General features: G+C 65.9%; 16 protein-coding genes. 10 read left to right on the top strand and 6 right to left on the bottom strand.

What is annotated here, in order from left to right; genetic code table 11:
- Window positions 1-63: 63 nt before the first annotated feature.
- On the bottom strand, window positions 64-1,080 hold the full coding sequence (locus ACP69V_RS09285; RefSeq protein ID WP_426023582.1) for an alpha/beta fold hydrolase: 1,017 nt from the start codon (window positions 1,078-1,080) through the stop codon (window positions 64-66).
- Between the two features lie 57 nt (window positions 1,081-1,137).
- Window positions 1,138-1,689, bottom strand: a complete 552-nt coding sequence (locus tag ACP69V_RS09280; RefSeq protein WP_426023581.1) for an FKBP-type peptidyl-prolyl cis-trans isomerase — start codon at window positions 1,687-1,689, stop codon at window positions 1,138-1,140.
- A gap of 399 nt (window positions 1,690-2,088) precedes the next feature.
- Between ACP69V_RS09280 and rpoB the strand changes: the two genes are divergently transcribed.
- Together rpoB and rpoC are read left to right on the top strand one after the other, a co-directional pair.
- Entirely contained in the window at window positions 2,089-6,204 is a 4,116-nt protein-coding gene (rpoB, locus tag ACP69V_RS09275) for a DNA-directed RNA polymerase subunit beta (RefSeq protein WP_346495969.1), read from the top strand.
- A 205-nt stretch (window positions 6,205-6,409) separates the two neighbouring features.
- Window positions 6,410-10,606, top strand: a complete 4,197-nt coding sequence (gene rpoC, locus ACP69V_RS09270; RefSeq protein ID WP_426023580.1) for a DNA-directed RNA polymerase subunit beta' — start codon at window positions 6,410-6,412, stop codon at window positions 10,604-10,606.
- A gap of 61 nt (window positions 10,607-10,667) precedes the next feature.
- Here rpoC and ACP69V_RS09265 read toward each other — a convergent pair whose 3' ends face one another.
- Together ACP69V_RS09265 and ACP69V_RS09260 are read right to left on the bottom strand one after the other, a co-directional pair.
- Complete coding sequence (locus ACP69V_RS09265; protein ID WP_426023579.1) at window positions 10,668-11,447, bottom strand: hypothetical protein; 780 nt, start codon at window positions 11,445-11,447, stop codon at window positions 10,668-10,670.
- On the bottom strand, window positions 11,444-12,157 hold the full coding sequence (locus ACP69V_RS09260; RefSeq protein WP_426023578.1) for a hypothetical protein: 714 nt from the start codon (window positions 12,155-12,157) through the stop codon (window positions 11,444-11,446). The genes ACP69V_RS09265 and ACP69V_RS09260 overlap by 4 nt, the downstream gene beginning before the upstream one ends.
- 395 nt (window positions 12,158-12,552) lie before the next feature.
- Here ACP69V_RS09260 and rpsL point away from each other — a divergent pair, with 395 nt between their 5' ends.
- From rpsL to ACP69V_RS09235, 5 genes are all read left to right on the top strand, one after another.
- Window positions 12,553-12,927, top strand: a complete 375-nt coding sequence (gene rpsL / locus ACP69V_RS09255; protein ID WP_008260482.1) for a 30S ribosomal protein S12 — start codon at window positions 12,553-12,555, stop codon at window positions 12,925-12,927.
- Window positions 12,928-13,008: 81 nt separating this feature from the next.
- Window positions 13,009-13,482, top strand: a complete 474-nt coding sequence (rpsG, locus tag ACP69V_RS09250) for a 30S ribosomal protein S7 (RefSeq protein WP_135195309.1) — start codon at window positions 13,009-13,011, stop codon at window positions 13,480-13,482.
- Window positions 13,483-13,676: 194 nt separating this feature from the next.
- Complete coding sequence (fusA, locus tag ACP69V_RS09245) at window positions 13,677-15,755, top strand: elongation factor G (protein ID WP_426023577.1); 2,079 nt, start codon at window positions 13,677-13,679, stop codon at window positions 15,753-15,755.
- A 109-nt stretch (window positions 15,756-15,864) separates the two neighbouring features.
- Window positions 15,865-17,055, top strand: a complete 1,191-nt coding sequence (tuf, locus tag ACP69V_RS09240) for an elongation factor Tu (protein WP_135193056.1) — start codon at window positions 15,865-15,867, stop codon at window positions 17,053-17,055.
- A 148-nt stretch (window positions 17,056-17,203) separates the two neighbouring features.
- Complete coding sequence (locus tag ACP69V_RS09235) at window positions 17,204-18,799, top strand: carboxylesterase/lipase family protein (RefSeq protein WP_426023576.1); 1,596 nt, start codon at window positions 17,204-17,206, stop codon at window positions 18,797-18,799.
- Between the two features lie 3 nt (window positions 18,800-18,802).
- Here the strand turns inward: ACP69V_RS09235 and ACP69V_RS09230 are convergent, their stop codons facing one another.
- Together ACP69V_RS09230 and ACP69V_RS09225 are read right to left on the bottom strand one after the other, a co-directional pair.
- The gene (locus tag ACP69V_RS09230; RefSeq protein WP_426023575.1) at window positions 18,803-19,864 is read right to left on the bottom strand and encodes a L,D-transpeptidase family protein; all 1,062 of its coding nucleotides are present in this window, start codon (window positions 19,862-19,864) and stop codon (window positions 18,803-18,805) included.
- 37 nt (window positions 19,865-19,901) lie between these two features.
- Window positions 19,902-20,063 (bottom strand): hypothetical protein, encoded by a 162-nt coding sequence (locus ACP69V_RS09225; protein ID WP_167762547.1) that lies wholly within the window; start codon window positions 20,061-20,063, stop codon window positions 19,902-19,904.
- 151 nt (window positions 20,064-20,214) lie between these two features.
- On the opposite strand from ACP69V_RS09225, the gene ACP69V_RS09220 reads away from it, so the two are divergent.
- The 3 genes from ACP69V_RS09220 (at window position 20,215) to ACP69V_RS09210 (ending at window position 23,276) form a co-directional block, all read left to right on the top strand.
- Window positions 20,215-21,375 carry a GNAT family N-acetyltransferase gene (locus tag ACP69V_RS09220; protein WP_426023574.1) on the top strand — a complete coding sequence of 387 codons (1,161 nt, stop codon included), beginning with the start codon at window positions 20,215-20,217 and terminating at the stop codon, window positions 21,373-21,375.
- A 14-nt stretch (window positions 21,376-21,389) separates the two neighbouring features.
- A complete protein-coding gene (locus ACP69V_RS09215) occupies window positions 21,390-22,304 on the top strand; it encodes a transcriptional regulator (protein ID WP_426023573.1) in 915 nt (304 codons plus the stop codon).
- 84 nt (window positions 22,305-22,388) lie between these two features.
- The gene (locus ACP69V_RS09210) at window positions 22,389-23,276 is read left to right on the top strand and encodes a GIN domain-containing protein (protein WP_426023572.1); all 888 of its coding nucleotides are present in this window, start codon (window positions 22,389-22,391) and stop codon (window positions 23,274-23,276) included.
- Window positions 23,277-23,335 lie beyond the last annotated feature (59 nt).

The following is a 23,335-nucleotide window of genomic DNA, read 5'->3' as shown; positions in this document are numbered from 1 at the left end:
TGAAAGACCTGGGGTTTGCGTTCGGCATTAGGATGGAGAGCCCCGCTTAGCCTGCATAGTTGGTCAGTTCAGGGCCTTCAGCAGGGCCGCGTGGAAGCGGGCCGGATCCTGGGTCTGAGGGGCGTGGCCGAGGGCGGGGAATTCGACCAGGGTCGCGTCGGGAATGGCCTCGGCGGTGCGGCGGCCAAGGGCGGGATATTGGCCGAGGCGGGCCTGAATCTCAGGCGAGGCGCGGTTGGCGCCGGGGGCGGTGCGGTCGGTCCCGCCGATGATCAATGTGGTGGGGGCGGCGATGCGGGCGAACTCGTGCGCGATCGGCTGGGTGAAGATCATGTCCGAGGTCTGGGCCTGGTTCCAGGCGACGGCGTCGCCGCCCGGACCGGCGTACATGCCCGCCAGCATGGCGACGGGTTCGTCGTATTCGGGTCGCCACTGGCCGTCGTAGTAAAATTTCCGCTGATAGGTCTTGATGGTGTCGAAGGTGGTGCGGCGCTCGTTGGCGTAGGCGGCGTCCAGCGGGGCGTAGGGGACGCCCTCGGCCTGCCAATCCTCCAGGCCGATGGGGTTGACCAGAACCAGGCGCTCGACGGCGTCGGGATGCTGGATGGCGAAGCGGGCCGCCAGCATGCCGCCCATCGAATGGCCGACGATGACGGCGCGGTCGATGTTCAGGCTGTCGAGCAGGCCCTTGGTGTTGGTCGCCAGTTGCGGGAGGCTGAACTGATAGTCGGCGGGTTTTGACGCCTTGCAGAAGCCGATCTGATCAACGGCGATCACGCGGAAACCGGCCTGAGCCAGGACGCGGATGGTCGGCGCCCATGTGGCGGCGCAGAAGTTCTTGCCGTGCAGCAGGAGGGCGGTGCGGCCGTTGGCCGGGCCGGTCGGGGCCACGTCCATATAGGTCATCTCCAGCGGCTGGCGCTGGGAGTTGAAGGCGTAGGTGCGGACCGGGAAGGGGTAGTTGTAACCCTCCAGCCGGGGGCCGTAGGTCGGGCGGTCAGGCTGGCTTTCCTTGGCCGACGCCGGGGCGGCGACGGCGAGGAGGGCGGCGAGTGAGGCGGAGAGGAGGGTGCGGATCATAACGGGGCGAACCCTACAAGTCCCGTCGCCGTTCCGCCCCGCGACCTGTTGTCCGGCTCAGCCCGGCTTGACGTCTAGCAGTTCGACGGAGAAGCGCAGGGTCGAGTTGGGCGGAAGCTCGTCGCCGCCGACCCAGCGCGAGCCGTAGCCGAGCGAGGCGGGGATGACGAACTCGTAGATCTCGCCGACCCGCATCAGGGCGACGCCCTCGGTCCAGCCCTTGATGACGCGGTTCAGGGGGAACTCGGCGGGCTCGTTGCGGGAATAGGAGCTGTCGAACTCGCGCCCGTCGATGAAGGTCCCGCGATAGTGGACCTTGACCGTGTCGGAGCCGGAGGGCTGGGCGCCGTTGGGATGGGCCCTGCCGACGCGGCGGTATTGCAGGCCGCTTTCGGTGGTCGTCCAGCCGCGCCGGGCGCCGTTCCAGGCCAGATAGGCGATGTTGCCGGCGTCCCAGGCTTGTTGCGGGGTCTGGGAGGTCTGGCCCGCGACCTGGGCGGCCGCGCGGGCGGCGGCCGAGGCGGTTTCGGCATAGGTGACCGGCTCGCCATGCGTGGCGCAGGCGGCGAGCGACAGGGCGGCGAGCAGGGGCAGGGCGATGCGTGTCATATGGCGACGCTAGATGACGTGGTTGGCCTCTGCAACGGCGGTGATGCGGATGCAGCCCCTCCACCACCGGCTGCGCCGGCGGTCCCCCTCCCCATCGCGAGCGATGGGGAGGAAAAGGTTCCGCGGGGGCCTTTATTTCGTCGAGAATGCGCGTATATGTGCACGTTCCCGCAACACTCCATTTGAGTCTGCGCGCAAGCGCCGAGGCCCGGTCCGTCGCCCTCCGACCGTGCGAAGGCGCGGCTCCTTCCCCAGGGAGCCGGTATATTTCAGGCGTCCTGGCCCGGCAGCGGGCCGAGGGTGGATGCCGAAACCCTGGCTGCGGACGCGGAGACGCGCGCCGTGGCTGCTGCATTTCACGCGCGACTTCCCCGGGTCGCGCGTCATGGGAAACACTGAATGACTGACGTCGCCCACGATCTCGCCATCAACGGTCAGATCGCTTCCGCCACCTCGTTCACCGGCAAGAAGCGCATCCGCAAATCCTTCGGGCGTATCCCCGAAGCGGTGGCGATGCCCAACCTGATCGAGGTCCAGCGCGCTTCCTACGAACAGTTCCTGCAGCGTGAGGTCCGTCCGGGCGTCCGCAAGGAGCAGGGCATCGAGGCGGTCTTCAAGTCGGTGTTTCCGATCAAGGACTTCAACGAACGCGCCATCCTGGAATACGTCTCGTACGAGTTCGAAGAGCCGAAGTACGACGTCGAGGAGTGCATCCAGCGCGACATGACCTATGCCGCGCCGCTGAAGGTCAAGCTGCGCCTGATCGTGTTCGAGACCGACGAGGAAACGGGAGCCCGTTCGGTCAAGGACATCAAGGAGCAGGACGTCTACATGGGCGACATCCCGCTCATGACGGACAAGGGCACCTTCATCGTCAACGGCACCGAGCGCGTGATCGTCTCGCAGATGCACCGTTCGCCGGGCGTCTTCTTCGACCACGACAAGGGCAAGACGCACAGCTCGGGCAAGCTGCTGTTCGCCGCCCGCGTGATCCCGTACCGCGGTTCGTGGCTCGACTTCGAGTTCGACGCCAAGGACGTGGTCTATGTCCGCATCGACCGCCGCCGCAAGCTGCCGGCCACGACCTTCCTGATGGGTCTGGGCATGGACGGCGAAGAAATCCTGAAGACCTTCTACGAGACCGTGCCTTACGAGAAGCGCGGCGAGGGCTGGGTCACGCCGTACAAGGCCGAGCGCTGGCGCGGTGTGAAGCCGGAGTTCGACCTGGTGGACGCCGACACCGGCGAAGTGATCGCTCAGGCCGGTCAGAAGATCAGCGCGCGCGCCGCCAAGAAACTGGGCGACACCACGACGTCGCTGTCGCTGGCCGCCGACGCCCTGGTCACCAAGTACCTGGCCAATGACGCCGTCAACTTCGAGACCGGCGAAATCTTCGCCGAGGCCGGCGACGAGCTGGATGCGCCCACCATCGAAGTGCTGGAGCAAAACGGCTTCACCACCATCGAAGTGCTGGACATCGACCACGTCACGGTCGGCGCCTACATGCGCAACACCCTGCGGGTGGACAAGAACGACAACCGTGAAGACGCCCTGTTCGACGTCTATCGCGTGATGCGTCCGGGCGAGCCGCCCACCCCGGAAGCCGCCGAGAACATGTTCAACTCGCTGTTCTTCGACAGCGAACGCTACGACCTGTCGGCCGTCGGCCGGGTCAAGATGAACATGCGCCTGGAGACCCCCGAGGTTTCCGACGAGATCCGCGTCCTGCGCAAGGACGACGTGCTGAAAGTGCTGCAAATCCTGGTCGGCCTGAAGGACGGTCGCGGCGAGATCGACGACATCGACAACCTGGGCAACCGCCGGGTCCGTTCGGTCGGCGAGCTGCTGGAAAACCAGTATCGCGTCGGCCTGCTGCGGATGGAGCGCGCCATCAAGGAGCGCATGTCCTCGGTCGATATCGACACGGTGATGCCGCACGACCTGATCAACGCCAAGCCGGCCGCCGCTGCGGTTCGCGAGTTCTTCGGTTCGTCGCAGCTGTCGCAGTTCATGGACCAGACGAACCCGCTGTCGGAAATCACCCACAAGCGTCGCCTTTCGGCGCTTGGCCCGGGCGGTCTGACGCGTGAGCGCGCAGGCTTCGAAGTCCGCGACGTCCACCCGACCCACTACGGCCGCATCTGCCCGATCGAAACGCCGGAAGGCCCGAACATCGGCCTGATCAACTCGCTGGCCACCCACGCGCGCGTCAACAAGTACGGCTTCATCGAGAGCCCGTACCGTCGCGTGAAGGACGGCGTTGCCCAGAACGAGGTGGTCTACATCTCGGCCATGGAAGAGTCGAAATACACGATCGCCCAGGCCAACATCGAACTGAAGAACGGCAGCATCGTCGAGGACCTGGTCCCCGGCCGGATCAACGGCGAATCCCAGCTGTTGAACCGCGACGCCGTGGACATGATGGACGTGTCGCCGAAACAGGTCGTTTCGGTCGCCGCCGCCCTGATCCCGTTCCTGGAAAACGATGACGCCAACCGCGCACTGATGGGCGCGAACATGCAACGTCAGGCCGTGCCTCTGGTGCAGTCGGACGCGCCGCTGGTCGGCACCGGCATGGAAGCGGTCGTGGCCGTGGACTCCGGCGCCGTCGTGGTCGCCCGTCGTGAAGGCGTCGTCGAACAGATCGACGGCACCCGGATCGTCGTGCGCGCCACCGGCGACGTGGACGCCGCCCGTTCGGGCGTGGACATCTATCGCCTGTCGAAGTTCCAGCGTTCCAACCAGTCGACCTGCATCAACCAGCGCCCGATCGTGCGCGTTGGCGACCAGGTGAAGGCCGGCGACGTCATCGCCGACGGCCCGTCGACGGACCTGGGCGAACTGGCCCTGGGCCGCAACGCCCTCGTCGCCTTCATGCCCTGGAACGGCTACAACTTCGAAGACTCCATCCTGATCTCGGAGCGCATCGTGCGCGACGACGTCTTCACCTCCATCCACCTCGAAGAGTTCGAAGTGATGGCGCGTGATACGAAGTTGGGCCCGGAAGAAATCACCCGCGACATCCCCAACGTCGGCGAGGAAGCCCTGCGCAACCTCGACGAAGCGGGCATCGTGGCCATCGGCGCCGAAGTCCAGCCGGGCGACATCCTGGTCGGCAAGGTGACGCCGAAGGGCGAAAGCCCGATGACGCCGGAAGAGAAGCTGCTGCGCGCCATCTTCGGCGAGAAGGCTTCGGACGTGCGCGACACCTCCCTGCGCCTGCCGCCCGGCGTCGCCGGCACGATCGTCGACGTTCGCGTCTTCAACCGTCACGGCGTCGACAAGGACGAGCGCGCCATGGCGATCGAACGCGCCGAAATCGAACGCCTGGGCAAGGACCGCGACGACGAGCTCAAGATCCTTGAGCGCAACGTCTATGGCCGCCTGAAGCCGCTGATCGTGGGCAAGAACGCCGTGTCGGGGCCCAAGGGCATCGGCCGTGGCGAGCTGACCGACGAGAAGCTGGCCGAGGTCAGCCGTGGTCTTTGGTGGCAGATCGCCCTGGACGACGAAAAGGCCATGGGCGAGCTGGAAGCGATGAAGCGCCAGTTCGAAGACGCTCGCAAGCAACTGGACCGTCGTTTCGAAGACAAGGTCGAGAAGCTGCAACGCGGCGACGAACTGCCTCCCGGCGTGATGAAGATGGTCAAGGTCTTCGTGGCCGTGAAGCGCAAGCTTCAGCCCGGCGACAAGATGGCCGGCCGTCACGGAAACAAGGGCGTCATCTCCAAGATCCTGCCGATCGAGGACATGCCGCACCTGGAAGACGGCACGCACGTGGACGTCGTTCTGAACCCGCTGGGCGTGCCTTCGCGCATGAACATCGGCCAGATCTTCGAAACCCACCTGGGTTGGGCCGCCGCCGGCCTGGGCAAGCAGATCTCCGGTCTGCTGGAAGCCTGGCAGGGTGGTGGTCAGAAGCAGGCCCTGATCGATCGTCTGACGCATATCTACGGCCCGGAAACCCCGTTGCCGCAGGATGAGGAAGAGCTGATCGAACTGGCGAAGAACCTGTCCAAGGGCGTGCCTTTCGCGACCCCGGTCTTCGACGGTGCGCACATCGGCGACATCGAACGCCTGCTGGAAGAGGCGGGGCTGAACAAGTCGGCCCAGTCGATCCTGTACGACGGTCAAACGGGTGAGCAGTTCAAGCGTCCGGTCACGGTCGGCTACATCTACATGCTGAAGCTGCACCACCTGGTCGACGACAAGATCCACGCCCGCTCCATCGGCCCGTACTCGCTCGTCACCCAGCAACCGCTGGGCGGCAAGGCGCAGTTCGGCGGTCAGCGCTTCGGGGAGATGGAGGTCTGGGCTCTGGAAGCCTACGGCGCCGCCTACACCCTGCAGGAGATGCTGACGGTGAAGTCCGACGACGTGGCCGGACGGACCAAGGTCTACGAGGCCATCGTCCGCGGCGACGACAGCTTCGAGGCCGGCATTCCCGAGAGCTTCAACGTGCTCATCAAGGAAATGCGTTCGCTGGGTCTGAACGTGGAGCTGGGGAACAGCTGAGCCTGACGTCTCCTCCCTGTCCCGAAGGGATGGGGAGGGGGACCATCCGAAGGATGGTGGAGGGGGTTTTGCCGCCCGTGCGGCGTGAAGAGCCCCTCCACCGCTTCGCGGTCCCCCTCCCCATCGCCAAGAGGCGACAGGGAGGAGACGGGTTCGCCGTCCTCCTCTTTGAATTTTCGCGGCAAGTCCGCAGAAGGAAAACAAGATGAACCAGGAAGTCCTGAACATCTTCAACCCGGTCCCGGTCACCCCGACCTTCGACCAGATCAAGATCGCCCTGGCCTCGCCGGAGAAGATCCGTTCGTGGTCGTTCGGCGAGATCAAGAAGCCGGAAACCATCAACTACCGTACGTTCAAGCCCGAGCGTGACGGCCTGTTCTGCGCGCGTATCTTTGGCCCGACCAAGGACTACGAATGCCTGTGCGGCAAGTACAAGCGCATGAAGTACAAGGGCATCATCTGCGAGAAGTGCGGCGTCGAAGTCACGCTGGCTCGCGTTCGCCGCGAGCGCATGGGTCACATCGACCTGGCCGCCCCGGTCGCCCACATCTGGTTCCTGAAGTCGCTGCCGTCGCGCATCTCGCTGATGCTGGACATGGCGCTGAAGGACGTGGAACGTGTCCTGTACTTCGAGAACTACATCGTCACCGAGCCGGGCCTGACCCCGCTGAAGCAGAACCAACTGCTGACGGAAGACGAGTTCTATCGTTACCAGGAAGAGTTCGGCGATGACGGCTTCACCGCCGAGATCGGCGCCGAGGCCGTCCGCAACCTGCTGATGGGCATCGACCTGCACGCCGAGGCTGAAAAGCACCGCGGCGAGCTGGCGGACAGCCCGTCGGAAATGAAGGCCAAGAAGGCGTCCAAGCGCCTGAAGCTGATCGAGGCCTTCCTGGAATCGGGCAACAAGCCCGAGTGGATGATCCTGACCATCGTGCCGGTCATTCCGCCGGAACTGCGTCCGCTGGTGCCGCTGGACGGCGGTCGTTTCGCGACCTCCGACCTGAACGACCTGTATCGCCGCGTGATCAACCGCAACAACCGCCTGAAGCGCCTGATGGAGCTGCGGGCGCCGGACATCATCATCCGCAACGAAAAGCGGATGCTGCAAGAGTCCGTCGATGCGCTGTTCGACAACGGCCGTCGCGGTCGCGTCATCACGGGCGCCAACAAGCGTCCGCTGAAGTCGCTGGCCGACATGCTGAAGGGCAAGCAAGGCCGCTTCCGTCAGAACCTTCTGGGCAAGCGCGTCGACTATTCGGGCCGTTCGGTCATCACCGTGGGACCGGAACTGAAGCTGCACGAGTGCGGCCTGCCCAAGAAGATGGCGCTGGAGCTGTTCAAGCCGTTCATCTATGCGCGCCTTGACGCCAAGGGCCTGTCGGGCACCGTCAAGCAATCCAAGCGCATGGTCGAGCGCGAGCAACCCGCCGTCTGGGACATCCTGGACGAGGTCATCCGCGAACACCCGGTCCTGCTGAACCGCGCGCCGACGCTTCACCGTCTGGGCATCCAGGCGTTCGAGCCCAAGCTGATCGAGGGCAAGGCCATCCGCCTGCACCCGCTGGTCTGTACGGCGTTCAACGCCGACTTCGACGGCGACCAGATGGCCGTTCACGTCCCGCTGAGCCTTGAGGCCCAGCTGGAAGCGCGCGTCCTGATGATGTCGACCAACAACATCCTGTCGCCCGCCAACGGCAAGCCGATCATCGTGCCGTCGCAGGACATCGTCCTGGGCCTGTACTATCTGTCGCTGGTCAAGGACGGCGAGCCGGGTGAAGGCAAGCTGTTCGCCAACATCGGCGAGATCGACGCCGCGCTGGACGCCAAGGTCGTCACCCTGCACACGCGCATCAAGGCGCGCTGGACGGAACAGGACGCCGAAGGCAAGGAGATCACCAAGGTGATCGACACCACGCCGGGCCGGATGAAGCTGGCGGCCCTGCTGCCGCGCAACCCGAACGTCGGCTATCGCCTGCTCGAAAAGAACCTGACCAAGAAGGAAATCGGCAATCTGATCGACGTGGTCTATCGCCACTGCGGTCAGAAGGCGACGGTGATCTTCGCCGACCAGATGATGGGCCTGGGCTTCCGCGAAGCCGCCAAAGCCGGCATCTCGTTCGGCAAGGACGACATCGTCATCCCGGCCAAGAAGGTCGAGCTGGTCGCCGAGACCCGCACCCAGGTCGAGGAGTACGAACAACAGTACGCCGACGGCCTGATCACGCGCGGCGAGAAGTACAACAAGGTGGTCGACGCCTGGTCCAAAGCGACGGACCGGATCGCCGACGCCATGATGGCCGAGATCGCGCAACCGCGCGTGCTGATCGAGGGTGAAAACCCCGACATCAACTCGGTGTTCATGATGGCCAACTCCGGCGCCCGTGGCTCGCAGGCGCAGATGAAGCAGCTGGGCGGCATGCGCGGCCTGATGGCCAAGCCTTCCGGCGAGATCATCGAGACGCCGATCACCTCGAACTTCAAGGAAGGCCTGACCGTCCTTGAATACTTCAACTCCACCCACGGCGCCCGTAAGGGTCTGGCCGACACCGCGCTGAAGACCGCCAACTCGGGTTACCTGACCCGTCGTCTGGTGGACGTGGCGCAGGATAGCATCGTCACCGAGATCGACTGTGGCTCGACGCGCGGCATCACGCTGCGTGCGGTCATGGAAGGCGGCGACGTGCTGGTCTCGCTGGGTCAGCGCATCCTGGGTCGCTATGCGGCCGAGGACATCAAGGAGCCGGGCACCGATAACGTCCTGTTCCCCGCCGACACCTATCTGGTGGAAGAGGTCGCCGAGGTCGTCGAGGCCGCCGGCGTCCAGTCGGTCAAGGTCCGTTCGGCCCTGACCTGCGAGGCGGAAGCCGGCATCTGCGCCCACTGCTATGGGCGTGACCTGGCGCGCGGCACCAACGTCAACATCGGCGAAGCGGTCGGCGTCATCGCCGCCCAGTCCATCGGCGAGCCGGGCACCCAGCTGACCATGCGGACCTTCCACATCGGCGGTACGGCGCAGGTTGCGGAAACCTCCTTCATGGAGGCGACCAACGCCGGCGTGGCCAAGATCACCGGTCCGACCGTCGTCGCCGCCCACGGCGACCTGGTCTCCATGAGCCGCAACGTCATCGTGACCGTGGTCGTGGACGGCAAGGATCGCGAGACGCACAAGGCCCCTTACGGCGCCCGAATCCGCGTCAAGGAAGGCAGCGAGGTCAAGAAGAACCAACGTCTGGCGGAGTGGGACCCCTACACCACCCCGATCCTGACGGAAGTCGGCGGCATCATCCGCTTCGAGGATCTGGTCGAAGGCCTGTCGGTGAAGGAAGAAACCGACGAAGCGACGGGCATCGCCCAGCGCGTCGTCAGCGACTGGCGCGCCAGCCCGCGTGGTTCGGACCTGCGTCCTGCCATGGGCGTCACCCTGGGTGACGGCTACGCCAAGCTGGCCTCGGGCTCAGACGCCCGTTACCTGCTGCCCGTGGGCGCGGTTCTGTCCGTGTCGAACGGCGATGAGGTCAAGCCGGGCGAGATCATCGCCCGCGTCCCGACCGAAGGCGCCAAGACCCGCGACATCACCGGCGGTCTGCCGCGCGTCGCCGAACTGTTCGAAGCTCGCCGTCCCAAGGACTGCGCGGTCATCGCCGAGATGGATGGTCGCGTCGAATTCGGTCGCGACTACAAGAACAAGCGCCGCATCAAGATCACGCCGGAAGTCAACGCCGACGGCGTGCAGGCTGAACCGGTCGAGTTCCTGATCCCGAAGGGCAAGTACATCTCCGTCCAGGACGGCGACCTGATCCAGAAGGGCGACTACATCATCGACGGCAACCCGGATCCGCACGACCTGCTGCGCATCCAAGGCGTCGAGGCGCTGGCCGAGTATCTGGTGAACGAAGTGCAGGAGGTCTATCGCCTGCAAGGCGTGCCGATCAACGACAAGCACATCGAAGTCATCGTGCGTCAGATGCTGCAAAAGGTCGAAGTGCTGGATTCGGGTGAAACCACCCTGATCCGCGGCGACACCGTCGAAGTCGCCGAAGCCGTTCTGGAAAACCAGAAGGTCGAGAAGCGTGGCGGTCGTCTGGCCACCACCCAGCCCGTCCTGCTGGGCATCACCAAGGCGTCGCTGCAGACCCGCAGCTTCATCTCGGCGGCGTCCTTCCAGGAGACCACCCGCGTCCTCACCGACGCCTCGGTCCACGGCAAGAAGGACATGCTGGAAGGCCTGAAGGAAAACGTCATCGTCGGCCGACTGATCCCGGCAGGCACCGGCGCCTACCTGCGCTCCCTGCAGAAGATCGCCAACGATCGCGATGCAGAGCTGACCCAGGCCCGCGAAGACTCGATCGAGCCGTTGCCGGCCGATCTGCAACTGGAGCTGGAGAGCAGCGAAAGCTGATCTTCCGTCTCGGAAGCGAAGACATGAAGAGGGCGGCGCCGGCGACGGCGCCGCCCTTTTTCTATGGCTGACGGCGGCGTTCGCCTCGGTTGATCGTCGTCTCGGCGCCCTGGCGCATGTCCACGCCGGGGACGCTGGGGAGCTGGGCGCCGGCGCAGCCTGTGCCGAAGTTCGAGCCGACGCAGTCCGCCGGGCCGACGACGCCCACGCCGCCGGACAAGGGGCGGCGGCGTTGCTCCCATTCCGCCAGACGACGCGCGCCTTCACGCGCGAAGGCGGCGTCGCGCTCGGGATTGCCGGTGCCGGTGATGGGGGCGGCGTTCAGGCCACGTCGCATGGCGTCCTCGCGACAGTTGGCGCGCTCGGCAGTGCTGAGTTGTTGGGGCGTGGTGCAGCCGATCAGGCCCTGACGCAGGGTGCGGGCCATGGCGTTCGAGCGGTCGTTCGGATTGACCGTCCAGGTGTCGGGCGGGGCGGGGACGCCCTGGGGCGAGGGCGCGGCGATCCGGGGTCGCAGAGGCGCGGGGCGGACATCCTGCGGCGTCTCCAGGCGTGCAGAGGGGGCGGCGGCGACCTCGCGGGCGTTGCGAGGCGTGGTCGTGGCGTCACTGGCGGGGGGCGTCTGGACCGGGATGCGCGGCTGCTCGTCGGGCAGGAGAGGGCGCGGCGTGATGTCGACATAGATCGGCGGCGGCTCCGCGAGGACGGCGGGCCTCTTGATGCCGGGCGCCGTGAACGACAGGAGGGCGATCAGAGCGGTGTTGATGACGACAGAGGCCGTGGCCAGCCCAGCCTTGCGCCAGTCGGGCCGTCCGGGGCGTGGCAAGGGCAGGGCGGTCATTCGCGGCGCTTTCTGAGGTTGGGCAGGAAGCCGTCCCGCGACGAGAATAGCTCGACTTGCACGTTCACGCCTTCACAACCGGCGACCGGGTTCGGGCGTTCGCACGGCGGATCGCTACGGGTAGGCATGGCGCGTTGCGCCTCCCATGCGGCCAGACGGCGCGCGCCGTGTCGGGCGAAGGTCGCATCGCGTTCCGCATTCCCCGTCCCGGCGATGGCGCGCGCGTTCTCGCGTCCGGCCCAGCGTTCCTCGCAGCGGCGTCGCGCGTCGGGGGACAGTCGGTGAGGAGCGTCGCAGGACAAGAACGCGCCGTTCGATCCCGGTGTGATCGGTCCGACCCGCCATCGGGCGTCGATGGCATCGTTCTCGGCAGGGATGATCGAGGGCGCGGAGGCCGGCGCGGTTTCTGAGATCTCCGATCCCGGCGAATCATTCCGCGTCGTGGGCGTCATATCGCGAGGCGGGGTAGCGGACGCAGGCCCGTCAGCGATGTGAGCCGTTGCTTGCGGCGCACGCGCCAGCCGTGGCCAGGCGTCATCCAGATAGACGATCATCGGTTCGCTTCGCAGCGGCCGATTGCGCGGACCGAGGTCGGTCAGGGACAGCAGGGCGATCGCGCCGGCGTTGAGGCCCACGGCGGTCGCCGCCAGCCCGGCCTTGCGCCAGTCTAGCTGTGCCCGCCCCGTTCGACTGATTGCAGTCGCGGTCATCGCCCCGTCACCCTTCGTTCGGATCAAGCTGGACGCGAAGCGTGGCGGGTTTCAGGCAACTTGCGGTTCTAATGGAGACGGCCAAGCTTTGAGGGACTGGGCGGCGGTGGCGAGGTGTTAACGCCGCCTTCTTGACCTTGGCCCCTATCGCGCGTAAAAGCCGCCCACTTTCGAGGCGTGGCCGGTTCGCCGGTTGCTGAGATCGTGACAACTTAACGGACGGCCTGTGCGCCGCCGGAACGCCCAAAGCGCGCGTTCCGGTTTTTCTGTTTGGGTGGTCATGCTCTCAGTCTCGATGACACCCGGGCGAGGGGATGGTCCCCCGTTCACAAGAAGGCGAGAGGCGCTTCGGTCGAAAGACACACGCCTCCATCAGAAGTCGAGATAAGTTTCGAATGCCTACGATCAACCAACTGATCCGCAAGCCGCGCAAGCCCAAGCCCACCCGTAACAAGGTGCCGGCTCTGGAGGGTTCGCCCCAGCGTCGCGGCGTCTGCACCCGCGTTTATACGACGACCCCGAAGAAGCCCAACTCGGCTCTGCGTAAGGTCGCCAAGGTCCGTCTGGCCAAGAACGGCTACGAAGCCGTTTGCTACATCCCCGGTGAAGGCCACAACCTTCAGGAACACTCGGTTGTTCTGATCCGCGGCGGCCGCGTGAAGGACTTGCCCGGCGTTCGCTACCACATCCTGCGCGGCGTGCTCGACACGCAAGGCGTCAAGGACCGCAAGCAGCGTCGTTCGCACTACGGCGCCAAGCGTCCGAAGTAAGCCATTCCTCTCCGGGCCGTCGCGCCCGGAGGCCTTTTCGAGATCTTCCCGGCGTGCGCCGGGCACTGCAAGGAATAACCTATGTCGCGTCGTCACCGCGCCCAGAAGCGTGAAGTTCTGCCGGATCCCAAGTTCGGGGACCTGATCGTCACCAAGTTCATGAACTACGTCATGTACGAAGGTAAGAAGGCCGTCGCCGAAAACATCGTCTACGGCGCCTTCGACATCCTGGCCGACAAGAAAAAAGACCAAGAGCCGGTCGCGACCTTCCACGCCGCGCTGGACAACGTCGCACCGTCGGTCGAAGTCCGTTCGCGTCGCGTCGGCGGCGCCACCTATCAGGTGCCCGTCGAAGTCCGCCCCGAGCGCCGTCGCGCCCTGGCGATCCGCTGGCTGGTCAATGCTGCGCGCAAGCGTGGCGAGAACACCATGACGGAAAAGCTGGCCGCCGAGCTGCTGGACGCCTCGAACAACCGCGGCACTGCGGTCAAGAAGCGCGAAGACACCCACAAGATGGCCGAAGCCAACCGCGCCTTCAGCCACTATCGCTGGTAAGCGTCTTAAAACCGTCTTCCTTTCAAAGGTAATGGGCGGTTCCTATCTAAGGCTATCCGGTGCGGGCGGTTTGAGCTAAATCGCCCGCACTCGCTTATCCGAACACCGACATCCTTCCGAGGGCGCCCTCAAGCGTCCTGAAAACTTTCCCCAGGGCGCCGGCGGCGCCCGAACTTCTGGCAAGGCACGCTCTCATGGCCCGCACTCACAAGCTCGAGGACTACCGCAACTTCGGCATCATGGCCCACATCGATGCGGGCAAGACGACGACGACCGAGCGAATCCTGTATTACACCGGCAAGAACCATAAGATCGGCGAAGTCCACGACGGCGCCGCGACCATGGACTGGATGGACCAGGAGCAGGAGCGCGGCATCACGATCACGTCCGCCGCGACGACCGCTTTCTGGAAAGAAAAGCGCCTCAACATCATCGACACCCCCGGCCACGTGGACTTCACCATTGAAGTCGAGCGTTCGCTGCGCGTGCTCGACGGCGCCGTGACGGTGCTGGACGGCAACGCCGGCGTCGAGCCGCAGACGGAAACCGTCTGGCGCCAGGCCGACAAATATTCGGTGCCGCGCATCGTCTTCGTCAACAAGATGGATAAGATCGGCGCCGACTTCGACGCCTCGGTCCAGTCGATCCGCGACCGCCTGGGCGCCAAGGCCGTGCCGATCCAGTTCCCGATCGGTTCCGAGTCCTCGCTGACCGGCCTGGTCGACATCGTCGAAATGCGTTCGGTCGTTTGGGACAACGACGCCCTGGGCGCCAACTTCACCGTCGGTGAAATCCCGGCTGACCTGGTCGACAAGGCCAATGAAGCCCGCCAGTACCTGATCGACAACGCCGTCGAACTGGACGACGAGGCGATGGAAGCCTACCTCGAAGGCACCGAGCCTTCGGTCGAAGTGCTGAAGAAGTGCATCCGCAAGGCCGTGCTGACCGGCGCCTTCTATCCGATCCTGTGCGGCTCGGCCTTCAAGAACAAGGGCGTGCAGACGCTGCTGGACGCCGTCGTCGACTACCTGCCGTCGCCGCTGGACATCCCGCCGACGCCGGGCATCGACTTCAAGACGGAAGAGCCGGTCGTTCGCAAGGCGTCGGACGACGAGCCCCTGTCGGTCCTGGCCTTCAAGATCATGGACGACCCCTTCGTCGGCTCGCTGACCTTCTGCCGCCTGTATTCGGGCAAGATGGAAACGGGCATGAGCCTGTTGAACTCCAGCCGCGACAAGAAAGAGCGCGTCGGCCGGATGCTGCAGATGCACTCCAACAACCGTGAAGACGTCAAGGAAGCCTACGCCGGCGACATCGTCGCCCTGGCCGGCCTGAAGGAGACCCGCACCGGGGACACCCTGTGCGATCCGATCAAGTCGCCTGTCATCCTGGAGAAGATGGAGTTCCCGGCGCCGGTCATCGAAATCTCGGTCGAGCCCAAGACCAAGGCCGACCAGGAGAAGCTGGGCGTCGCCCTGGCCAAGCTGGCCTCGGAAGATCCGTCCTTCACCGTCTCGACCGACCACGAGTCGGGACAGACGATCCTGAAGGGGATGGGCGAGCTTCACCTGGACATCAAGATCGACATCCTGAAGCGCACCTACAAGGTCGAGGCCACCATCGGCGCGCCGCAGGTCGCTTATCGTGAATCGCTGGGCCGCAAGGTCGACATCGACTACACCCACAAGAAGCAGACCGGCGGTACGGGCCAGTTCGCCCGCGTCATGCTGACCTTCGAACCCGGCGAGCCGGGCTCGGGCTTCGTGTTCGAGAACTCGATCGTCGGCGGCGCGGTGCCGAAGGAATACATCCCCGGCGTCGAAAAGGGCCTGAACTCCATCAAGGACTCGGGTCTGCTGGCCGGCTTCCCGCTGATCGACTTCAAGGCGACCCTGACGGACGGCAAGTACCACGACGTCGACTCCAGCGTGCTGGCGTTCGAAATCGCGGCCCGCGCCGCCTTCCGCGAACTGAAGGAAAAGGGCGCGCCGAAGCTGCTCGAGCCGATCATGGCGGTCGAGGTCGTGACCCCCGAGGAATACCTCGGCTCGGTCATCGGCGACCTGAACGGCCGTCGCGGCATGATCCAGGGTCAGGACATGCGCGGCAACGCCACCGTCGTGAACGCCTTCGTGCCGCTGGCCAACATGTTTGGCTATGTGAACACGCTGCGCGGCATGTCGCAGGGCCGCGCCCAGTTCACGATGCAATACGACCACTACGAGCCGGTGCCGCAACACGTCGCCGACGAAGTGATCAAGAAGTACGCCTAAGCTTTCCCTTTTCGGAAAGCGGACCTATATGCGCCCGGACCGTAAGGACCGGGCGTCCTTAACCCCCAAACTGCAGGAACCCCGGTTCGGGGACCTTAGGAGCTAGAAAATGGCCAAGGAAAAGTTCGAACGGAACAAGCCGCATTGCAACATCGGCACGATTGGTCACGTTGACCATGGCAAGACGACGCTGACGGCTGCGATCACGATGACGCTGGCGAAGGCTGGTGGCGCAAAGGCCATGGCCTATGCTGACATTGACGCAGCGCCGGAAGAGAAGGCCCGCGGCATCACGATCAACACCGCCCACGTGGAATATGAGACGGCCAACCGTCACTACGCCCACGTCGACTGCCCCGGCCACGCCGACTATGTGAAGAACATGATCACCGGCGCCGCGCAGATGGACGGCGCGATTCTGGTGGTTTCGGCTGCAGACGGCCCGATGCCGCAGACCCGCGAGCACATCCTGCTGGCCCGTCAGGTCGGCGTGCCGGCCCTGGTGGTCTTCATGAACAAGGTCGACCTGGTCGACGACGAAGAACTGCTCGAGCTGGTCGAGATGGAAGTGCGCGAGCTTCTGTCGTCCTACCAGTTCCCCGGCGACGACATTCCGATCACCAAGGGCTCGGCCAAGGCCGCGACCGACGGCGTGAACCCGGAAATCGGCGAACAGCGCGTTCTGGCCCTGATGGAAACCGTCGACGCCTACATCCCGCAGCCGGAACGTCCGGTCGACCTGCCCTTCCTGATGCCGGTCGAAGACGTCTTCTCGATCTCGGGCCGCGGCACCGTGGTCACGGGCCGCGTCGAGAAGGGTATCGTCAAGGTCGGTGAAGAAGTCGAAATCGTCGGCATCCGTCCGGTTCAGAAGACGACCTGCACGGGCGTCGAAATGTTCCGCAAGCTGCTGGACCAAGGTCAAGCCGGTGACAACGTCGGCGTTCTGCTGCGCGGCACCAAGCGTGAAGACGTCGAGCGCGGCCAAGTGCTGTGCAAGCCGGGCTCCATCACGCCGCATACCAAGTTCCTGGCCGAAGCCTACATCCTGACCAAGGAAGAAGGCGGTCGTCACACGCCGTTCTTCACGAACTATCGCCCGCAGTTCTACTTCCGCACGACGGACGTGACCGGCATCGTTCACCTGAAGGAAGGCGTCGAGATGATCATGCCCGGCGACAACGCCGAGCTGAACGTCGAACTGATCACCCCGATCGCCATGGACCAGGGCCTGCGCTTCGCCATCCGTGAAGGCGGTCGCACCGTCGGCGCCGGCGTCGTCGCCAAGATCGTCGAGTAGTCGACGCCAGGTCTTCGGACCGACAGTAGCGTAACAGAGCGGCCCCCGGAGAAATCCGGGGGCTGTTTTGCTTTGAGTCGTGGCGGATGTCGGCAACGCGGCCTTGCTTCAGGCGTTAGGATCGTCTGCCGAAAAGCCAAGGTTCCCGATGCGTCTGATCTCGTTGCTTGCCTGCCTTGTGGCCCTGTCGGCCTGCGCGACCCATCCCGGCAAGATCGATCATGTCCGGTTCGCCGGCGATGCGAAGACGGTGTTGGCGACGACCGAGGTTGGCGTGCTGCGCGGCGTGGACGGGGCGGGGACGCGGGCGTTTCTGGGCGTGCCCTTCGCCGCGCCGCCTGTGGACGAACTGCGCTGGCGCGCACCGCAGCCGGTGGAGGCGTGGAACGGTGTTCGGGATGCGACGCGGATATCCAAGGACTGCACCCAGGCCATCGGGCGGCGCTCGATCCTGGGAGGCGGCGGCGGGATCGTGGTGGGGTCAGAGGACTGTCTCTACCTGAACATCTATGCGCCGGGCGGGCAGGCGGCCGAGGCCCTGCCGGTGATGGTCTACATTCCCGGCGGCGCCTTCACCGTGGGGTCGGGGGCCAACTATGACCCGTCGAAACTGGCGCGCGATCAGGGGCGGGTCGTCGTGACGATGAACTATCGTCTGGGCGCCTTGGGTTGGCTGGCCCATCCGCAGTTTCAGGCGACGGGGGAAGGGTTCGGCGGCAACTTCGGCCTGATGGACCAGCAGGCGGCGCTGCAGTGGGTCCATCGCAATATCGCGGCCTTCGGCGGCGATCCGTCCAATGTCACCCTATTCGCCGAGAGCGCGGGGGCGTGGACGGCCTGTTATCTGATGGCGTCGCCGCAGTCTGAGGGGCTGTATCAACGGGTCATCATGCAGAGCGGCGGGTGTCTGGAGCCGTCGTCGCTGGTCAGCGCGCAGGATGCGGCCCAGTCGGGGCCTATGTTCGCCGAACGGCTGGGCTGCACCGGCGAGGGTCAGATCGGGTGCCTGAAGGCCCTGCCGGCGTGGCGGTTGTCGCGGGCGCCCTCGCTGAGGGCCGGTATCAATGGGCCGGGGTCGTGGGGGCCAGTGCATACGGATGCGACCGTGCCGGAAAACCCGGCGGCAGCGCTCCGCGAAGGGCGGTTCACGCGCGTGCCGGTGATCGTGGGCACGAACCTGGACGAGGGGCGGCTGTTCGCCAACGAGGTGCAGGACATGGATCGCTATCAGAAGGAGACGATCTGGATGTACGGCGACCAGGGCAAGCGGGTGCTGGCGCGCTATCCGGTCGGTGAGGACGGGCCTGCCTATGCCATCGCGACCAACTTCACGGACCAGAGGTTCGCCTGTCCGTCACAGGCGCTGAGGCGGGTGTTGGCGCAGCATGTGCCGGTGTGGGGCTATGAGTTCGCGGATCGCGGGGCGCCGTTCGTGCTGCCGGACTGGATCGTCGGTCTGGATCTGGGGGCCTATCACGCCAGCGAACTGGCCTATGTCTTCGGGACCAGTTGGGTGTTTGCGGACGTGAAGAAATTCACGCCGGAGCAGAAGGCGTTGTCTGAGCGGATGCAGCGACTGTGGGCGACGTTCGGAACGGCGGACTTCGCCGCAGAGTGGCCCCGCGTCGAGGGCGCGGGGCCGGTTCGGGTGTTCAAGCCGGAAGGCGATGCGATGGACGAAGACTTCTTCGCGCGCCACCACTGCGACTTCTGGGACGGGACGCCGTTCGGCGCCGTCCACTGACCCTCAGATGAAGCGGACCGTGACGCCGGGCTTGACCTTGTCGGCCAGCATCCAGGCGTCCCAGTTGGTCAGGCGGACGCAGCCGTGAGACCCAGTCTTGCCGACCAAGTGCGGGTCTGGCGTGCCGTGGATTCCGTAGCTGGGCTTGTTCAGATCGATCCAGACGATGCCGACCGGATTGTTCGGTCCGGGTTTGACGATGACCTTTTCCTTGCTGTCGCCATAGCTGAGCTTTGACGGGTCATAGGTGTAGTCGGGGTTCCGGGCGACGCCGTTGACCTTGACTGTGCCGGTCGGGGTCGGGTTGTCACCGCTGCCGATGGTGGCGGGGAAATAGGCGATCAGCTTGCCGTCGGCGTCGAAGGCCTTCACCGAGCCTTCGCTCTTGTCGATGTCGATGTGATCGACTTCGGCGGGCAGAGGCGTGGTATTGACGGCCGGCACCAGCAACGCCTGACCGACACGGTTGAAGTCGGCGCCGGGATTCATGGCGCGCAACAGCGCCTCGGTGACATGGAAACGTTCGGCCAGAGCCTCGACGACGTTGGCGTAGCCCATGTGCGCGGCCTGGCCCTGGGCCTCCAGTTCCGTGGGAACGACGCCCAGATAGGGACCGGCGGTGTCCTGCTGGGTGATGGCGTAGGTGGTGGTGATCGCGCCCGGACCGGCAGCGGCGCGCAGCCGGCCCATCACTTCGGCGTCGAGTTCGCCGGTCACGGTCATGGCGTTGGCCTTCTGGAAGGCGGAAATGGCCTGACGCATGTTCGACCCCGGCAGACCGTCGATGGCGCCGGGCGAGAAGCGGGCGCGTTCGAGCAGCACCTGGGCTCGGACCAAGGCCGGTTGAGCCTGAGCCTGAGCGTCGCCGGGCTGAAGCGACTGACCGGCCTGGGGCGTCGACTGGACGGGCGGCGTATAGGCGGTGTTCTCGATGGCGTCGCGCGAGAGGGGGCCGGTCGCGCCAACCTGCACCGCCGGCGCCGAGGCCGGCGCCTGTTCCTCCCTGGGCGAGCAGGCGGACAGAGACAGGACGGCGAGGGCGGCGACGTATGCGGATCGGTTCATTGCGGACTTTCGAGGCAGGCGGGACAGGTGGGCGATATCAGTTCTGTTCGCCTGTGGCGGGATCGGTTTCGGTCTCGCCGGAGTTGGATGAGCCTTCCGAGCCCTTGGGTTCGGTGGCGGGGCGCGGCGGTTCGCCGTCTGCGTCCGGGCGCAGGTTTTCGTTTTCGACGCTTTTGCTGTCGGGGCGTTGGTCGGTCATGGTGGTTTCCCTTTGGATCAAGGCAACGCGCAGAGAGCGGTGCGGCTCCGTCAATGCGTGTTCACCATGCCGGTGAACCCTGATGAAACGCGCATGGTGCAGGGTGCGGTCTGGAATGGACCTTGCTGCACGGGGTTCAATGAGGATGCGTATGGCCGGAATGCTGCAGGTCGAGATCATGGACGCGGGGGCGATGGACGCCGCCGCCGTCGCCCTGTGGCGTGCGTGGACGGACGGCAATCCGGAGCTGGCCAGCCCCTATTTCCGCTGGGAATACGCCGAGATCGCCTCGCGGGTCTGTCCCGGCGCGGCGATCGCGGTGTTTCGGCGCGACGGCGAGATCGTCGGCTTCTTCTCGCACCAGCGGCGCGGCGGCGCGGTGCAGCCGCTGGGCGCGCCGATGAACGACTATCACGGCGTTATCGCGCCGGTCGGTGAGACGATCACGCTGGAAGAGGTGGCGCGGCTGTTGAAGGCCAAACGGCTGAACGTGCCCGGCTGGATCGGCGCCGCCGAGACGGGGCAGGCGCGCGAGACGGTGCAGGTCGTCATGCCCGAGACGGGATACGACGCCTGGTACGCCGAGCGGCGCTCGACCTTCGGGAAATATTTCAAGGACAAGGAGCGGGCGCGTCGCAGCCTGGAGGCCGAGCTGGGGCCGATCCGGGTTGAGCGCGGGCTGCGCGATCCGGTGCTGCTGGATCATCTGATTGCGCTGAAGGCGGCGCAGTATCGGCGTTCGGGCCTGCACGACATCTTCGCCTGCGGCTGGACGCGGGATCTGCTGCACGCGCTGATGAGCGAGCCGCGCGCGGACTTCGGCGCCTCGATGGCGGCGATGCATGCGGGCGACAAGCTGGTGGCGGTGGAGTTCTCGCTGCACGCCGGGCGGCACTATCATTTCTGGTTCCCGGTCTATGAACCGGCGCTGGCGCGCTGTTCGCCGGGCATCCTGCTGAGCATGGACACGATGCGACTGGCGGCGGTCGAAGGGTTCCGGGTGTTCGACTTCGGGTTCGAGGGCGAGACCTACAAAAAGTACTTCGTCAACGCCCGCCAGACGGTGCGCGAGGCCGTGGTGATGAGGCCCGGCGTGACCCAGGTGCTGGGCGACGTGACGGTGGCGGCGCTGAACCGCGCGGGCGGACGGGGCGAGGCGGTCAGGGCCTCGCTGCGTCGGCGCTGGGCCACCATCGAAGCCTGCGAAGCGACGCCCGTCGGTCGGCTGAGGGGGGCTGCGGTCGCGGCGCGATCCGCCGTCCAGAAGGCCGCCGCCAAGAAGAAGGCGCCGGCGCGCGTCGCCCACGTCTGAAGGAGAAGGCTGCCATGACCGAACGCCGCACCCGCTATCCTGGGCCGATCGCCGAGGCGAAGACACACGCCCATACGCTGATCGATCAGGGCTTCGCCGAGGATGCCGCGCTGGCGGCCGTGCTGGACCGCTATCCGGCCGAGCTGTTCGACATCAACCTGTATGATTACGACGACGAGGGGCAGGTCAGCTTGCGCACCGGCGCACGCGGGCGGCTGTCGGGCGAGGAACTGCTGGAGGCGATCAAACAGGGTCGGCTTTGGGTCAATCTGCGCGGGGTCGAGACCGGCTGGCCCGAGCTGTGGGCGGCGGCCATGAAGGATTTCGCCACGATTCAGGCGACCTATCCGGGGATGCGGGCGGTGCGGAATGCGGGACAGTTGATCCTGTCGTCGCCCAAGGCGCGGGTGCCTTATCATTTCGACGCGGCGGGGGTGGTGCTGTTCCACCTGCGCGGGCGCAAGCGGCTGTTCGTCTATCCGGGCGACGAAGGGCATCTGCCCGAGCGCAATATGGAACAGGTGGTGGCGCGTCAGACGACCGAGGAACTGCCCTATACGATGGCGTTCGAGGCCGATGCCCAGGTCATGGATCTGGAGCCGGGGCGGGCGCTGACCTGGCCGCTGTATGCGCCGCACCGGGTCGAGAATCTGGACCGGTTCTGCGTCAGCCTGTCGATGGATTTCCAGACCTGGCCGTCGCGGTTCAGGAATGGGGCGCTGTTCACCAATGCGGTGATCCGCAGCCGGGGCGGGCGGCCGCGCTTTACCGACGGCATGACGACGCCGGAGCTGGCCGCGCGCTGGGCCGCGTCGCTGGCGCTGAAGAAGTCGGGGGCGATGAAGAGCAAGATCGAGAACTTCGAACGCGACTTCGAACCCGAGGTCGGGGCGGCGGATGGGGCGGGCGCGCTGAACACGGCGCGTTAATTCGAGTTCATGACCCCGAGTTAAAATGACTTCGGCGCGGGCGGCGCGCACCTTCTCCTCACATTCGGGAAAGGGAAGCCGCACATGAAGACCGCACTGATCGCCGCCGCCGCTGTCGCCACACTGGCGGGACTGGCCGCCGCGCCCGCCTCGGCCGCCGAGGTCGAAATCCGCAACGCGGTGGCGCGCGTCGTCGTCATCGTCGAGGACCGCCAAGACATCGGCGTCGAGGTCACGCAGGGCCAGACGCGCCTGCCGGCCGTCCAGATCCGTCGCGAAGGCGGCGACGTGAAGATCGACGGCGGCCTTCGTCGCAACGGCATGTGGGGCGGCAATGACGGCATCCGCAGCTGCAACTCGGGACGATCGGACGCCGCCCAGCCGGGGCAGGGCGCGACGGTCGAGGTGCGCGACCTGGGACGGATTCGGCTGGAAGACGCGCCGCTGATCGTGGTGCGCACGCCGCGCGTCGTGGATGTCAGCGCCAGCGGCGCCGTGTTCGGCTCGATCGGGCGTGGCGCGCGGTCGGTCGAACTGGACAACGGCGGTTGCGGCAACTGGAACGTCGCCAATGTGGACGGCGATCTGGAACTGGGCCTTGGCGGATCGGGGGCGATCCGCGCGGGCACGTCGCGTTCGCTGGATGCCAGTGTCGGCGGCTCCGGCTCCGTCGCGGCAGGACCGACCGGCAATCTGAAGGCGGCCGTCGGCGGCTCGGGCAATGTGGACGTGGCCAGCGCCAACGGCCGGGGCGACCTGTCCATCGGCGGCTCGGGCGGTGTGAACGTGCGCCAGGGGCGGATGGACAAGCTGTCGGTCGCCATCGGCGGCTCGGGCGATGTCCGTTACGGCGGCGCGACGCGTGATCTGGATGTCGCCATCGCCGGGTCGGGCAGCGTCCGCGTCGCCTCGGCCACCGGATCGGTGTCTCGCTCTGTCGTCGGATCGGGAACCCTGCACATCGGGCGCTAAGACCCGTTTCTCCGCCGCGAGAGGAAAGGCCCCCGGTCGTGGAACCCCGGGGGCCTTTT

Source organism: Brevundimonas sp. PWP3-1b1 (assembly GCF_049896065.1).
Classification (GTDB): domain Bacteria; phylum Pseudomonadota; class Alphaproteobacteria; order Caulobacterales; family Caulobacteraceae; genus Brevundimonas; species Brevundimonas intermedia_B.
The sequence above is the reverse complement of the archived record's forward strand: the minus strand, read 5'-3'. Positions and strand labels throughout refer to the sequence as shown.